Here is a 14644-nt window from a genome sequence, read left to right as displayed (position 1 = left end):
GACCCCCTAGCGGGGCTGCCTGGGGTGGTGTGCGGGTGGGTGTCAAGTCAATAGAGTTACGGCGGTCATAGCGAGAGGGAAACACCCGGTCCCATTCCGAACCCGGAAGTTAAGCCTTTCAGCGCCGATGGTACTGCGACCGAGAGGTCGTGGGAGAGTAGGACGCCGCCGGACATTTCTTCTAGTAGGGGTTGTCGTGACCTTCGGGTCACGACAACCCCTACTTTCATTTCTGCAGCTCTCGATCGACGCGCCACCGCTGGCGGACGCCAATCCGATCGTCAGAGCACCCGCATCATGGCGCCGATGCTGGGCTTGGGCTGGAAGGACGTGGCCTTCTCCGGCAGGAGGCGTCCTTCGGCGACGGTGCGGGCGAACGCGTCGTACCCCACCGTGGGGACGAGGACCACGAGCCGCGGCTCGTCCTGGCGCGCCGGCGACACGAGACGGGCGAGCGCGCTGTCGGCGGAGTGGTGGTGCTCGACGGTGTGCGTGGGGACGGCGCTCAGTAGGTCCCGGTGGAGGACGTCCACGGGAAGCACACCGTCGTGCACGTCGACGGCCCAGGAGCGCTCCCCGTCGGTGACCACCATGGTGTGCGGTCCGAGGGCACGGAGCTGCTGGTCGGCCGTCAGGTCCCGGACCCCTGCGGTCGGCGCGGTGCGCGCCGCCTCGACCAGGGTCGCGGCGTCGATGCCGCGCACCACCCGGTGGATGGCGCCCAGGAAGAGGGGAGTGGCCGTCTGATCGACGATCATGACGAGGCCGTGCTCCCACCCCGTGCCGGGCTCGGTCCGCTGCAGCTGCTGGTAGGCCGCCAGGCGGTGGTGCCCGTCGGCGACGACGAGGTCGGCGTCCCGGTGGGTCGCCACCAGCCGCGACTGCAGCTCCGGGTCGGTGACGCGCCAGTACTGGTGACGCTGCCCGGCCCGGTCCACGAAGTCGACGTCCGGCTCGCGGTCCGTGGCGCCGTCGATGGCGGCGCGCGCCTCCGGTGTGCCGCGGTGGACGAGGAGCAGGGGAGCGGGGTTGACCCGCATCGCGCGCATCCGTCCGGCCAGCTCGACCGCCTGCTGGCGGTCGACGTGCTCGTGGGGGCGGATCGCCGGCGTACCGGGTCCGGGCACCAGGTCGGCGAGGCCGACGAGGGCGCGGACGGTCAGGCCCTGGCTGCTGTACTCGTGGACGTACAGCGCCGGAGCGTCGTCCTGCGTGAGGTTGCCCAGGCGCCGCCACCGCTGGATGCGCTCGCTGACCGCCCGGTGGGGGCGCGCGAGGAGGCGCGCCGAGGCCGGGTCGCCGACCCGGGCGGGCGACAGTCGTGTGGCGCCGAAGGGTGCGAGGTCGAAGGGCCCCCGGACCGCGTGGGCGGCGGTCTCGTCGGCTGGGTCCACTGTCGCATCGTAGGGTGCAGCGGCAAGGTCGTCGGAAGGGGTGCGTGGTGCTGGAGTCGACTTCTGGTGCGTTGGCCGAGGAGCACGACGTGGTCATGCTCGACCTCGACGGCGTGGTCTACGTCGGGCGTGCGGGTGTGCCCGGGGCCGCGGCGTACCTGGGTGAGGCGCGCGAGCGTGGCGCCCGCCTCGCGTTCGTGACCAACAACGCCTCCCGGCCCCCGAGCGCGGTCGCGGCGCACCTCGCCGAGGTGGGCGTCCCGGCCGAGGAGGCGGACCTCGTCACCTCGGCGCAGGCGGCGGCGCGGGTCCTCCGGGAGCGGTACGGCGCGGGAGCGCGCGTGCTGGCCCTCGGGGCGCAGGGCCTGCTCGAGGCGCTGGCGGCCGAGGAGCTCGTGCCCGTCGGCGTCGAGGACGACGCGGTCGCGGCGGTGACCGGGTACGGCCCCGACGTGCTGTGGCGGGACATCATGGCCGCCTCCGTGCGGATCCGCGACGGGCTGCCCTGGGTCGCGTCGAACACCGACCACACCATCCCCACGCCGATGGGGGTCGCTCCCGGGCACGGGGTGCTCGTCGACATGGTGCAGCGCTTCACGGGGGTGACCCCGACGGTCGCCGGCAAGCCGGAGCGTCCCCTGCTCGACACCACGACCGCCCGCTGCGGTGCGGCACGCGCACTCATGGTCGGCGACCGGATCGACACCGACATCGTCGGGGGTCGTGCCGTCGGCGTACCCACGTTGCTCGTCATGACCGGGGTGACCGGTGCGGCCGAGCTGGCGGCGTGCCCGGCGGAGGAGCGGCCGACGTACGTCGCGGCGGACCTCGGCGGTCTGCTCGAGGCGCAGCCCGCGGTCGAGGCCGGTGTCGTCGACGGCGACGCGACCGGTCGCTCGGCCGTGGGTGGCTGGACGGCGCAGGTGCGGGGGGGCCGGCTGGACGTGGACGGCGACGGCTCGGCCTCCGACTGGTGGCGTGCGGTCGCGGTCGCCTGCTGGCAGCACCTCGACGCCACGGGCACGCCGGCCGACACGACCGCTGTCCACAGCCCGGTGGCGCCGTCCGCGCCGGGGACGACCGACCGGTAGCCTCGGACGCATGCCGGAGAACCCAGGTGCGCCCGACGTCGATCTCGACGACCGCGCGGCACCCGTGGCGCCGACGCCGACCGGCCACGACGCCGTGGACGCCCTGCTCGTCGAGGTCGCGAACCTCGCCGGCACCCCCGTGGCGGAGCACGTCGCCGTCTTCGAGCGGGTGCACCTCGGGCTGCGCGGGGTGCTCGACGCCACGACGGCGGGCTGAGCGTGCCTCCCCGACGACTGCGCCTCGACGCCGAGCTGGTGCGGCGCCAGCTCGCCCGTTCGCGGGAGCACGCCAGCGAGCTGATCGCGGCGGGCCGCGTGCGCGTGTCCGGCGCGGTGGCCACCAAGCCCGCGACCGGGGTGACGACGGACGTCGCCATCGTGGTCCGGGACGACCCCGGACGTCCCGACTTCGTCTCCCGCGGCGGGCACAAGCTCGCCGGGGCGCTCGATGCCTTCGCCGCCCGCGGCGGGTTGACCGTCGACGGCCGGCGGTGCCTCGACGCGGGCGCGTCGACCGGCGGGTTCACCGACGTCCTGCTGCGTCGGGGCGCGGCGGAGGTGGTGGCGGCCGACGTGGGCTACGGCCAGCTGGCCTGGAGCATCCGCCAGGATCCGCGCGTGCTGGTGCGCGACCGCACCAACATCCGTGACCTCACGCTCGAGCACACCGCGGGACCCGTCGACGTCGTCGTCGGCGACCTGTCCTTCATCTCCCTCACGCTCGTGCTCGACGCGCTCGTCGCGGTGACCGATCCTGACGGGGACCTGTCGCTCATGGTCAAGCCGCAGTTCGAGGTCGGCAAGGAGCGGGTCGGCAAGGGCGGCGTGGTGCGCGAGCCCGAGCTGCGCGCCGAGGCCGTCGCGACCGTGGCCGCTGCGGCGGCGGGCCGGGGCTGGGGTGCCGTCGACGTGGTGACCAGCCCCCTGCCGGGCCCCTCCGGCAACGTCGAGTTCTTCCTGTGGCTGCGCCGCGGGCCGGCGCGCATCGGCGTCGCCGAGATCGAGGCCGAGGTGGAGCGCGGGTCGGCGGGTGACGCAGCGGTCGACGCGGCGCAGGACCCGGCGCAGGACCCGGCGCAGGACCCGGCGGAGACCCGGGAGGCCACGTCATGACGGAGCCACGTCGCCGCGTGCTGGTGCTGACGCACACCGGTCGCGAGGACGCGCGTGGCGTCGCCGAGGAGATGGTGCGGGAGCTCGCGCGCGGGGGACTGGACGTCGTGGTCCCGGCGGACGAGGCGCCCGACCTGGAGCTCGCGAGCGTCCCCGGTCCCGTCCACGTCGCGGAGGACCACGAGCTGCCGGACCTCGGGCTCGAGCTCGCGGTGGTCATCGGCGGGGACGGCACGATCCTGCGCGCCGCGGAGCGCACCCGCGCGGCCGGGACGCCGCTGCTCGGGGTGAACCTGGGGCACGTCGGGTTCCTCGCCGAGGCGGAGTCGGACGCCGTCGCGACCACGATCGACGCGATCCTCGCGCGCGCCTACGACATCGAGGAGCGCCTCGCGCTCGCGATCACGGTGTTCCACGACAAGGGAGGTCGTCGCGCGGACGTTCGCGCTCAACGAGGCCTCCGTCGAGAAGGCCTCCCGGGAGCGCATGATCGAGGTCGTGGCCGAGATCGACGGGCGGCCGTTGTCGCGCTGGGGCTGCGACGGGGTCGTGCTGGCCACGCCGACCGGGTCCACGGCGTACAACTTCAGCGCCGGGGGACCGGTCGTCTGGCCGGAGGTCGAGGCCCTGCTGATGGTGCCGATCTCGGCCCACGCGCTGTTCGCGCGCCCCATGGTCGTGGCCCCGACCTCGGTGCTCGCCGTCGAGCTCGTCACGCCGGGCGTCGGCGCCGGCGTGCTCTGGTGCGACGGGCGCCGCACGGTGGACCTGCCCCGCGGCGCCCGCATCGAGGTGACCCGCTCGGACGACCCGGTCCGGCTCGTGCGCCTCCACGCGGCGCCCTTCGCCGACCGGCTGGTCGCGAAGTTCGGGCTCCCGGTCGAGGGCTGGCGCGGTGCGGCGGAACGACGACGCAACGAGCGCGAGGCGCGGGACGGAGGTCGTGGTGCTTGAGGAGATCCGCATCAGCTCCCTCGGGGTCATCGACTCCTCGACGTTGCAGCTGGGACCAGGCCTGACGGTCGTCACGGGTGAGACCGGCGCCGGCAAGACCATGGTCGTCACGGCTCTCGGCCTCCTCCTGGGCGGCCGCGCCGACTCCGGCGCGGTGCGCACGGGGGCGCGGGCGGCCCGGGTGGAGGGCGTCGTCGACGTGTCCGGCCTCGGCGGCTTCGCGGAGGCCGTCGAGGACGCCGGTGGCGTCGCCGAGGACGACCGGGTGGTGCTGGCCCGCAACATCGCGGCCGAGGGCCGCAGTCGCGCGTTCGCGGGTGGTGCGTCCGTGCCGGTGGCGGTGCTCGGCGAGCTGGCCGGTCCGCTCGTGGCGGTCCACGGACAGTCCGACCAGCACCGCCTGCTCCGGCCGGTGGCCCAGCGCGAGGCCCTCGACCGCTTCGGCGCCGCCGACGTCGGGGGGCTGGTCGCGGCGTACCGGACGGTCTTCGACGAGCTCGTCGCCGTCGAGCGCGAGCTCGCGGACGTCGTGACCCACGCGGCGGAGCGCGCCCAGGAGGCGGACCTGCTCCGCTTCGGGCTCGAGCAGGTCGCGGCCGTGGAGCCCCAGCCGGGTGAGGATGACGAGCTGGCCGCGGAGGAGTCGCGGCTGGGGTACGCCGACGAGCTGCGCACCGCTGCCGAGCGCGCCCGCGAGGCGCTCTCGAGCGAGCAGGGCACACCGGACGCCCTGGGCGCCGTCGCCGCCGCGCGGCACGCCCTCGACGGCGTGGTCGAGCACGACCCGGCGATCGCGGCGCTCGCGCAACGCCTCGCCGAGGTGGGCTACCTGATGACGGACGTCGCCGCCGACGTGGCGTCCTACGCGTCGGGCGTCGACACCGACCCGCAGCGGCTCGCCGCGGTCTCGGAGCGGCGGGCGGCGCTGACGGCGCTGACGCGGAAGTACGGCGCGACCATCGACGAGGTGCTGGCCTGGAGCGAGCGGTCGGCGCGGCGGCTCGCCGAGATCGACCTCGCGGACGACAGCGTCGGGGAGCTCGAGGCCCGGCGGGCGGAGCTGCGCTCCCGTCTCGCCGCGGCAGGGCAGGCGCTGAGCGCCGCACGCGCGACGGCGGCGGCCGACCTGGGCGCCCGCGTCGAGGAGGAGCTGGCCCACCTCGCCATGCCCCACGCCCGGTTCCGCATCGCGGTGCGCCAGGTCGAGGTGGCGCCCGGCGACGGCGAGGGCGAGCGGGAGCCGCTCGAGGTCGACGGCCGACGGCTGCGCTTCTCGGCCCACGGCCTCGACGAGGTCGAGATGCTGCTGGCGGCCAACACCGGCAGCGAGCCGCGGCCCCTGTCGAAGGGCGCCTCCGGCGGCGAGCTCTCCCGGGTCATGCTGGCGCTCGAGGTCTCGCTGGCCGCCACCAGCCCCGTGCCGACCTTCGTGTTCGACGAGGTCGACGCGGGCGTCGGCGGCAAGGCGGGCATCGAGATCGGGCGGCGTCTCGCCGCGCTCGCGGTGCACAAGCAGGTGCTGGTGGTCACCCACCTGCCGCAGGTCGCGGCGTACGCCGACACGCACGTGGTGGTGCGCAAGGAGAGCGACGGGTCGGTCACCAGCTCGGGCCTCGACGTGCTCGACGACGCCGCCCGGGAGCACGAGCTCTCGCGGATGCTGGCCGGCCTGGAGTCCTCGGACACCGCGGTCGCCCACGCCCGGGAGCTGCTCGCCACGGCCGCCGCGAGCCGCTCGCAGCGCCCGCGCACCCGCGCTGGCTGACCCGTCGGGCGCCGGCCGGGACCTCGTGTCCGGTGCCACCCCGACGCGCCCGGCGCGGGGTGCGCGATCCGGGGCTCCGTCGCTGTCACCATGGTCGGGCCATGAGACTCCGCACGCGCTCCGACGCCACCGACGTCCTTCCCGGCCACCGCGGCACCGTCCGTGTCGGTCGCCGGGTCTCGAACCTGTTGCCCCGCATCCGCAGCGGCGACGTCGCCTGTGTCGACCTGGTCGACATGGACACGAGCACGGCGCAGGCGCTCCTCGACGCGGGTGTCTCCGCGGTGCTGAACGTGCAGCCCATGATCTCGGGGCGCTACCCCAACCGGGGCCCCCAGCTGCTCGTCGACGCCGACGTGCTCGTCGTGGACTCGCTCGGCGAGGAGGCGCTGACGGCCATCCGCGACGGCGCCGACGTCCGGGTCCACGAGGGTGCGGTGCACGCCGCCGACAAGGACGGTGCACTGCTGGCACAGGGCCGTCCGGTCGACGGACCGCTCGTGCAGCGCCTGCTGGCGAGCGCCCGGGAGGGCCTGACCAGCCAGCTCGACACGTTCACCCACAACGCGAGCGAGTTCCTGCGCCGTGAGCAGGACCTGCTGCTCCACGGCCAGGGCGTGCCCGAGATCGAGACGGCCATCGAGGGCCGTCCGGTCGTGCTCGTCGTCCGCGGGGAGAGCTCCGCCGCCGAGCTGGGCGACCTGCGCCGCTTCATGGCCGAGCAGCGCCCCGTCGTGATCGGCGTGGACCGCGCGGCCGACGACCTCCTCGAGGCGGGACACCCGGCCGACGTCGTCGTGCTGAGCAGCGGCGTCGACTCGTCCCTGCCGTCGACCAAGGCGCTGAAGGCCGCGACCGACGTCATCGCCGTCGTGCCCGAGGGCATCAGCCGCGAGGCCACCGCCCAGCTCGACCGCCTCGGCGTGCGTCCCGACAAGGTGCAGACCCAGGCCACGGCGGAGGACGTCGCCCTCCTCGTCGCCGACCGCGAGCAGGCGTCCGTGATCGTCGGCGTCGGTGTCGGCGCGACGCTGCCCGACTTCCTCGACCGCCAGCGCTCCGGCCTGGCCAGCACCTACCTCACCCGGCTCAAGGTCGGCCGTCGCCTCGTCGACGCCTCGACCGTGCCGACCCTGTACTCCGGGCGCCTGCGCCCCGTGCACCTGCTCCTGCTGGTGCTCGCGGGCTTCGTCGCGCTCGTCGCCGCCATCGCCGTGACGCCGGCGGGCCAGCTGTGGGGCGAGGACATCGCCGCCTGGTCCCGCGACGTCGTCGACTACCTCCGAGGACTCCTCCCGTGATCTCGTTCCGCCACCACGTCGCCTCCCTCGTCGCCGTCTTCGCCGCCCTCGCCGTCGGCGTGGTGCTCGGCGGCGGCCCGCTCTCCGAGCTGGGCCGCGACGACGACGAGCCAGCCCCGCAGCAGGTCTCCGACTCGTCCGCCCACGCGACGTACGGCGACGAGTTCGCCGAGGCGTCGGCCTCGACGCTCTACGGGGAGCGCCTGAGCGGCCAGCAGGTCGCGGTGCTCTCCCTCGCCGGGGCCGACACGGAGATCACGGACGGTGTGGTCACGCAGCTCGAGGCGGCCGGCGCCCAGATCGCGGGCCGCTACGAGGGGCGCACCAACCTGACGAGCCCCGACCAGCAGGGCATGGTCGACTCGCTCGCCACCCAGCTGACCGAGGACCTCGACCTCGGCGACGCCGTGCCCAGCGACCTCTCCTCGCACGAGCGCATCGGGCGGCTCCTCGGCCGGGCGGTCGTGAGCACCCAGCCCGAGGGCGAGGCCGCCGACACGACGTCGGGCACCATCCTCGACGTCATGGAGACGGGCGAGCTCGTCACGGCCCCCACCGAGCGCGTCGGCCGCGTGCCGTTCCTCGTCGTGGTGATGGGGGAGGAGCGCGACGACGCGACCGCCACGGCGCTGCTCACGGGCCTCGTCAGCGGCCTGGGCACGGCCGCCCTGGGCGAGGTCGTCGTGGGCTCCACCGACTCGGGCGACGACGGCGACCTGGCCCGGCTCCGGGCGGAGGACCTCGGCGACGTGGCGACCGTGGACGGCGGCGAGACGCTGGTGGGCCAGGTCAGCGCGGTGCTGGGCCTCGCCGCGGTGCGTGACGGCGTCGCGGGCGCGTGGGGTGCCTTCGGCAACGACGGCGCCGTGCCGGTCGTCGCCGCGAGCACGTCCGGCGGCACCGGCGACGACGCCGCCGACGACGAGTGACCTCCTCGGGGCGGTCGACACGTGCCGCTCCGAGGACGCCTGGACCGACCACGACGATTTCTCCGGTAGGGTGGAAGCCCGTGAAGAACCCGACCCCCACGAAGCACGTATTCGTCACCGGGGGCGTCGCCTCCTCGCTCGGCAAGGGGCTCACCGCCTCCAGCCTCGGCAGCCTGTTGAAGGCGCGCGGGCTCACGGTCACGATGCAGAAGCTGGACCCCTACCTCAACGTGGACCCCGGCACGATGAACCCCTTCCAGCACGGTGAGGTGTTCGTCACCGACGACGGCGCGGAGACCGACCTCGACATCGGTCACTACGAGCGCTTCCTCGACACCGACCTCAACCAGATCGCCAACGTCACCACGGGGCAGATCTACTCGACGGTGATCCAGCGCGAGCGGCGCGGCGACTACCTGGGCGACACCGTGCAGGTGATCCCCCACATCACGAACGAGATCAAGGACCGCATGCTCGCCATGGGCGGCGACGGCGTCGACGTGGTGATCCACGAGATCGGCGGCACGGTCGGCGACATCGAGTCCCAGCCGTTCCTCGAGTCGGCGCGTCAGGTGCGACACGAGGTCGGCCGTGGCAACGTCTTCTTCATCCACGTCTCGCTGGTGCCCTACATCGGGCCGTCGGGGGAGCTGAAGACGAAGCCGACGCAGCACTCGGTCGCGGCGCTGCGCTCGATCGGCATCCAGCCCGACGCCGTCGTGTGCCGTGCCGACCGCGAGCTGCCGCAGTCGATCAAGAGCAAGATCGCGCTCATGTGCGACGTCGACGAGGAGGCGGTCGTGACGGCCGCCGACGCCCCGTCGATCTACGACATCCCCAAGGTGCTGCACCGCGAGGGGCTCGACGCCTACATCGTGCGCCGCCTCGACCTGCCCTTCCGCGACGTCGACTGGACGACCTGGGACGACCTGCTGCGGCGCGTCCACCACCCGGCCGACGAGGTCACGGTCGCGCTCGTGGGCAAGTACATCGACCTGCCCGACGCCTACCTCTCGGTGGCCGAGGCGCTCCGCGCCGGCGGGTTCGCCCACGCGGCCAAGGTGCACCTGCGGTGGGTGCCCTCCGACGAGTGCGCGACGCCGGCCGGTGCCGCCCGCGCCCTGGAGGACGTCGACGCGGTCTGCATCCCGGGTGGCTTCGGCGTGCGTGGTCTCGAGGGCAAGCTCGGCGCCCTCACCCACGCGCGCACCAACCGCATCCCGACGCTCGGCCTGTGCCTGGGCCTGCAGTCCATGGTCATCGAGTTCGCCCGCAACGTCGCCGGCCTCGCCAGCGCCGACTCGACCGAGTTCGACCCCGCGACGCCGGAGCCGGTGATCGCCACGATGGCCGAGCAGGCGGCGTACGTCGAGGGGGCGGGCGACCTGGGCGGCACGATGCGCCTCGGTCTCTACCCGGCGGACCTGGCGGAGGGCTCGACGGTGCGGCGGGTGTACGGCGCGGCACAGGTGCACGAGCGGCACCGGCACCGCTACGAGGTCAACAACGCCTACCGGGAGCGTCTCGAGCAGGCGGGCCTCGTGTTCTCCGGGCTGTCCCCGGACCACGAGCTCGTCGAGTTCGTGGAGCTCCCGCGCGACGTGCACCCGTACTACGTCTCGACGCAGGCGCACCCCGAGCTGAAGTCGCGCCCGACCCGGCCGCACCCGCTCTTCGCGGGCCTGGTCGAGGCGGCGCTGGTGCGCCAGCGCGAGCTGCTCATCCCGCTGCGCGAGGACGGCACGGACGGCGGGAACGTGGCGTCGGACGCCGCCGAGCCGGCTGCCGAGCCCGCCGTCGCCGCCGAGGGGGCCTGAACCGTGGCCGAGCTGCGCGACGAGCCGGCCTCCTGGCCGGTCACGGCGTCCGAGGACCTGCACCGCGACGGCTGGGTCGTCGCCCTGCGGGCGGACCGCGTCGCGCGGCCCGGCGCGGACGACGAGGCGCCGTTCCGCCGCATCGTGCTCGAGCACCCCGGGGCGGCCGTGATCCTGGCGCTCGACGCCGAGGACCGGGTGTTCTGCCTGCGGCAGTACCGGCACGCGGCGCAGATGCGGTTCGTCGAGCTGCCCGCGGGCCTGCTGGACGTCGAGGGCGAGGACGCGCTCAGCGTGGCGCAGCGTGAGCTGCGCGAGGAGGGGGCGCTCGTCGCCGAGCGCTGGACCCACCTCGTCACGACCTACCCCTCGCCCGGCATCAGCAGCGAGAAGGCGTCGATCTTCCTGGCCGAGGGGCTCACGGAGACCGATCGCGGCGACTTCGTGCTCCGCCACGAGGAGGCCGACATGGAGGAGCTGTGGGTGCCGTTCACGGACCTCCTCGACGGGGTCCTCGACGGTCGCATCACCGACGCCCCGGTCGTCATCGCGGTGCTCACCCTGCACGCCCGCCGGGCGCGCGGGGCGGGGGAGTCGTCCTGACGACCGTCGACGCGGGACCGCCGCCGGCCCTCGACGCCCCGAGCGGCGCGAGGGGTGTCGGGAGTGCCGTGGCGGACGCCGTCGCGGCGTACCTCGACCACCTGCGCACGGCGAGGGGCGCGGCCGGCAGCACGCTGGCGTCCTACCGGCGCGACCTGCGGCGCTACCGCGCGTTCCTGGCGGGGCACGGCGTGCACGACCTCACCGCGGTGACGCCGGCGCTGCTCGCCGGTCTCGTGCCGGCCCTGCAGGCCGGCGACGGCGACCACCCCGCGCTCGGTGAGGCGTCGGTCGCCCGCACGCTCGTCGCGGTGCGCGGCCTGCACCGCTGGGCCCGGGCCGAGGGGCTCACCGCCGGTGACCCCGCCGCCGACCCCGCCGCCCCCCTGCGCGCACCTGTGCTCGCCCGTCGTGCTCCGCGGTCGCTCACCGTCGCCGACGTCGAGGCGATCCTCGGGGCCGCCGGTGCGCCCGGCACGCTGCTCGCCCGACGCGACCGCACGCTGCTCGAGGTGCTGGCGACCACCGGCGCCCGGATCTCCGAGACCGTCGGGCTCGACCTCGCCGACGTCGACCTGGACGGCCGCACCGTGCGGCTGCGGGGGCCGGGTGGCCGCGACCGCGTCGTACCCCTGCCCGCGTGGGCGACCGCGACGCTGCGCTCCTACCTGGCCGAGGTGCGGCCCGTCCTGGCGCACCAGGCGACCGCGGTCTTCGTGAACGCCCGCGGTGGCCGGCTCTCGCGCCAGAGCGCGTGGACGGTGCTCGCGCGCGCCGCGGAGCGGGCCGGCGTGAGCGAGCACGTCTCACCCCACACGCTCCGCCACTCCTTCGCCGCGCACCTCGTCGAGGCGGGCGTCGACGTGCGCGAGGTGCAGGCGCTCCTCGGGCACGCGTCGACGGCGACCACGCAGCGCTACGCGTCCGAGCAGGGGCCCGACCAGCGACCCGACCAGGCGGCCGGGCGGTGACGGCGGACATCGCGACCGGTACGGGCCCCCTCCTCGCCGTCGCGGACGTCGGCGCGGACCCGGACGCGCTCTACGAGGGCTTCGCGGCGTGGGCCGCGTCCCGCGGCACCGCGCTCTACCCCCACCAGGACGAGGCCGTCATCGAGCTGCTCGGCGGCGCCAACGTGGTGCTCGCGACGCCGACGGGCTCGGGCAAGTCGCTCGTCGCGGCGGCGGCCGTGACCGCGGCGCTGGCCGAGGACCGGGTCAGCTTCTACACCGCCCCGATCAAGGCGCTGGTGAGCGAGAAGTTCTTCGACCTGTGCGCCCTCTTCGGCGCGGACAACGTCGGCATGCTGACCGGCGACGCGGCGGTGAACGCGGACGCGCCCATCATCTGCTGCACGGCCGAGATCCTCGCCAACCTGGCGCTGCGCGAGGGCGAGCGCACCGACGTGGGCCTCGTGGTCATGGACGAGTTCCACTACTACGGCGAGCCCGACCGCGGGTGGGCCTGGCAGGTGCCGCTGCTGACCCTGCCGCACGCCCAGTTCCTGCTGATGTCGGCGACGCTCGGCGACACGACGCGGCTGCGCGAGGACCTGACGCGGCGCACGTCCCGACCGACGGCCCTCGTCGACGACGCGCCCCGGCCGGTGCCGCTCGACTTCCGGTGGTCGTTGACGCCGCTGTCGGAGACGCTCGAGGAGCTCGTGACCACGCGGCAGACGCCGGCGTACGTCGTGCACTTCACCCAGGCGGCCGCCGTCGAGCACGCGACGGGGCTGCTCGGCTCCGGCGGGCTGACCGCGCTGACCGGCCGCAAGGACGAGGCGTGGAAGGAGCAGAAGGCGCGCATCGCCGAGCGCATCGGCGACTTCCGCTTCGGCGCCGGCTTCGGCAAGACCCTGTCGCGCCTCCTGCGCTCCGGGATCGGGGTGCACCACGCGGGGATGCTGCCGCGCTACCGCCGCCTCGTGGAGCAGCTCGCGCAGGAGGGCCTGCTCGCGGTCATCAGCGGCACCGACACGCTGGGCGTCGGCATCAACGTGCCGATCCGCACGGTGCTGTTCACGGGCCTCGCCAAGTTCGACGGCTCGCGCCAGCGCATCCTGCGCACGCGCGAGTTCCTCCAGATCGCCGGTCGGGCGGGCCGGGCGGGCTACGACACGATGGGGTACGTCGTCGTGCAGGCCCCCGAGCACGTCATCGAGAACGAGCGCGCCAAGGCGAAGGCCGAGGCGAAGAACGCCGCCAACCCGAAGAAGAAGAGCAAGGCGCAGCTGAAGAAGCCGCCGGAGGGCGCCGTCGTCTGGTCGGAGCAGACCTACGACAAGCTGGTGGCGGGCGCTCCGGACCCGCTCGTGCCCCGCATGCGGGTCACCAACGCCCTGCTCCTCGCGGTGCTCGCACGCGAGGAGGACGCCTTCGACGTGCTCCGCGCGCTCCTGCTCGACAACCACGAGGACCGGCGCACGCAGCTCAAGCTGGCCCGCCGCGCCCTGCGCCTCCTCCGCAGCCTCGTCACGTCCGGCGTCGTGCGGCGGCTGGACGAGCCCGACGAGCACGGGCGCCGCTACGTCCTCACGGAGGCGCTGCCCGCCGACTTCGCGCTCAACCAGCCGCTGGCGCACTTCGCGCTCGCGGCCCTCGACGTGCTGGACCCGGAGTCGGAGACCTACACGCTCGACGTGCTCTCCGTCGTCGAGGCCGTGCTCGACTCGCCGCGGCAGGTGCTCGCCGCCCAGCAGTTCACGCTGCGCGGGGAGGCGGTCGCGGAGATGAAGGCCGACGGGCTCGAGTACGACGAGCGCATGGCCCTCCTCGAGGAGATCACCTGGCCGCAGCCCCTCCGCGAGCTGCTCGAGGCGCTCTACGAGACCTACCGGGCCGCCCACCCGTGGCTCCCCGAGGACGCCCTGGCGCCCAAGTCGATCGTGCGGGAGATGTTCACGCAGGCGATGGGCTTCACCGACATGGTGAGCCGCTACGGCCTCGCGCGCTCCGAGGGCGTGCTGCTGCGCTACCTCTCCGACGCCTACCGCACGCTGCGCCACACCGTCCCGGAGCGGCACCGCACGCCCGAGCTCGACGAGATCGTCGAGTGGCTGGGGGAGACGGTGCGCCAGACCGACTCCAGCCTCGTCGACGAGTGGGAGGCGCTCACGGCGGACGATCCCGAGGCCGTACGCCGCGCCGCGGCCGAGCGTGCCGCAGGCGGCTCGCCGGTGCCCGGGGGCGGTCGGCCGCTCTCGCAGCAGCCGGCCTTCCGCGTCATGGTGCGCAACGCCGTGTTCGCGCAGGTCCAGCGGTTCGCGCGGGACGACCTCGACGGCCTGGTGCGGGCGGAGCGGCTCGCCGCCGACCGGGTCGAGCCGCCGCGCGCGGTGCAGGTGGGGCGCTCGGTGTGGGACGCCGCGATCGAGGACTACTTCGCCGAGCACGACGAGCTCCGCACCGGGGCGGACGCGCGGGGGCCGGCGCTGCTCTCCGTGGTCGAGGACCGCGGGCCCGCACCCGGCTGGCCGGACGGCCCGGGCGACGACGCGCCGCCCGAGGTGCGCCGGCTCCGGGTCACCCAGACGCTCGACGACCCCGAGGGCCACCACGACTGGGTGATCGAGGCGCTGGTGGACCTCGACGCGTGCGACGACCTGGGCGAGCTGGTGATGCTCACCACCGGGGTCCGCCGGTTGTAGAGTCGCGGCGTACGCCGAGTCGCCGTGT

At 74.6% G+C, this 14644-nt stretch carries 11 protein-coding genes, 1 rRNA gene and 1 pseudogene; 12 read left to right on the top strand and 1 reads right to left on the bottom strand.

Annotated features, from left to right (window positions below):
* Positions 1–57 precede the first annotated feature (57 nt).
* Positions 58–174 (top strand): 5S ribosomal RNA (rrf, locus tag QE405_RS07700).
* 107 nt (positions 175–281) lie between these two features.
* Here rrf and QE405_RS07695 read toward each other — a convergent pair.
* Positions 282–1394: a DUF1015 family protein gene (locus QE405_RS07695; protein ID WP_307199615.1), complete on the bottom strand. Its 1113-nt coding sequence runs from the start codon at positions 1392–1394 to the stop codon at positions 282–284.
* 44 nt (positions 1395–1438) lie between these two features.
* Between QE405_RS07695 and QE405_RS07690 the strand changes: the two genes are divergently transcribed.
* The 11 genes and pseudogenes from QE405_RS07690 to QE405_RS07640 all read left to right on the top strand — a co-directional run bounded on the left by QE405_RS07690 (position 1439) and on the right by QE405_RS07640 (position 14616).
* The gene (locus tag QE405_RS07690) at positions 1439–2485 is read left to right on the top strand and encodes an HAD-IIA family hydrolase (protein ID WP_307199614.1); all 1047 of its coding nucleotides are present in this window, start codon (positions 1439–1441) and stop codon (positions 2483–2485) included.
* 10 nt (positions 2486–2495) lie between these two features.
* Positions 2496–2702: a hypothetical protein gene (locus tag QE405_RS07685; protein ID WP_307199613.1), complete on the top strand. Its 207-nt coding sequence runs from the start codon at positions 2496–2498 to the stop codon at positions 2700–2702.
* A 2-nt stretch (positions 2703–2704) separates the two neighbouring features.
* Entirely contained in the window at positions 2705–3598 is an 894-nt protein-coding gene (locus QE405_RS07680; protein ID WP_307199612.1) for a TlyA family RNA methyltransferase, read from the top strand.
* Positions 3595–4552 (top strand): annotated as a pseudogene (locus tag QE405_RS07675) (NAD kinase). The gene QE405_RS07680 and the pseudogene QE405_RS07675 overlap by 4 nt, the downstream one beginning before the upstream one ends.
* On the top strand, positions 4545–6317 hold the full coding sequence (gene recN / locus QE405_RS07670) for a DNA repair protein RecN (RefSeq protein WP_307199611.1): 1773 nt from the start codon (positions 4545–4547) through the stop codon (positions 6315–6317). The pseudogene QE405_RS07675 and the gene recN overlap by 8 nt, the downstream one beginning before the upstream one ends.
* A gap of 101 nt (positions 6318–6418) precedes the next feature.
* Complete coding sequence (steA, locus tag QE405_RS07665) at positions 6419–7618, top strand: putative cytokinetic ring protein SteA (RefSeq protein WP_307199610.1); 1200 nt, start codon at positions 6419–6421, stop codon at positions 7616–7618.
* Positions 7615–8547, top strand: coding sequence for a copper transporter (locus tag QE405_RS07660; protein WP_307199609.1), 933 nt, complete (start codon positions 7615–7617; stop codon positions 8545–8547). The genes steA and QE405_RS07660 overlap by 4 nt, the downstream gene beginning before the upstream one ends.
* Positions 8548–8627: 80 nt before the next feature.
* Positions 8628–10364 carry a CTP synthase gene (locus tag QE405_RS07655; RefSeq protein ID WP_307199608.1) on the top strand — a complete coding sequence of 579 codons (1737 nt, stop codon included), beginning with the start codon at positions 8628–8630 and terminating at the stop codon, positions 10362–10364.
* 3 nt (positions 10365–10367) lie between these two features.
* Entirely contained in the window at positions 10368–10967 is a 600-nt protein-coding gene (locus QE405_RS07650) for an NUDIX domain-containing protein (RefSeq protein ID WP_307199607.1), read from the top strand.
* A gap of 68 nt (positions 10968–11035) precedes the next feature.
* Positions 11036–11938: a tyrosine-type recombinase/integrase gene (locus QE405_RS07645; RefSeq protein WP_307199606.1), complete on the top strand. Its 903-nt coding sequence runs from the start codon at positions 11036–11038 to the stop codon at positions 11936–11938.
* Positions 11935–14616 carry a DEAD/DEAH box helicase gene (locus QE405_RS07640; protein ID WP_307199605.1) on the top strand — a complete coding sequence of 894 codons (2682 nt, stop codon included), beginning with the start codon at positions 11935–11937 and terminating at the stop codon, positions 14614–14616. Before QE405_RS07645 ends, QE405_RS07640 begins: the two co-directional genes overlap by 4 nt.
* The last annotated feature ends 28 nt before the right edge of the window (positions 14617–14644 follow it).

This window comes from Nocardioides zeae (genome assembly GCF_030818655.1).
GTDB classification, from domain to species: Bacteria; Actinomycetota; Actinomycetes; order Propionibacteriales; family Nocardioidaceae; genus Nocardioides; species Nocardioides zeae_A.
The sequence above is the reverse complement of the archived record's forward strand: the minus strand, read 5'-3'. Positions and strand labels throughout refer to the sequence as shown.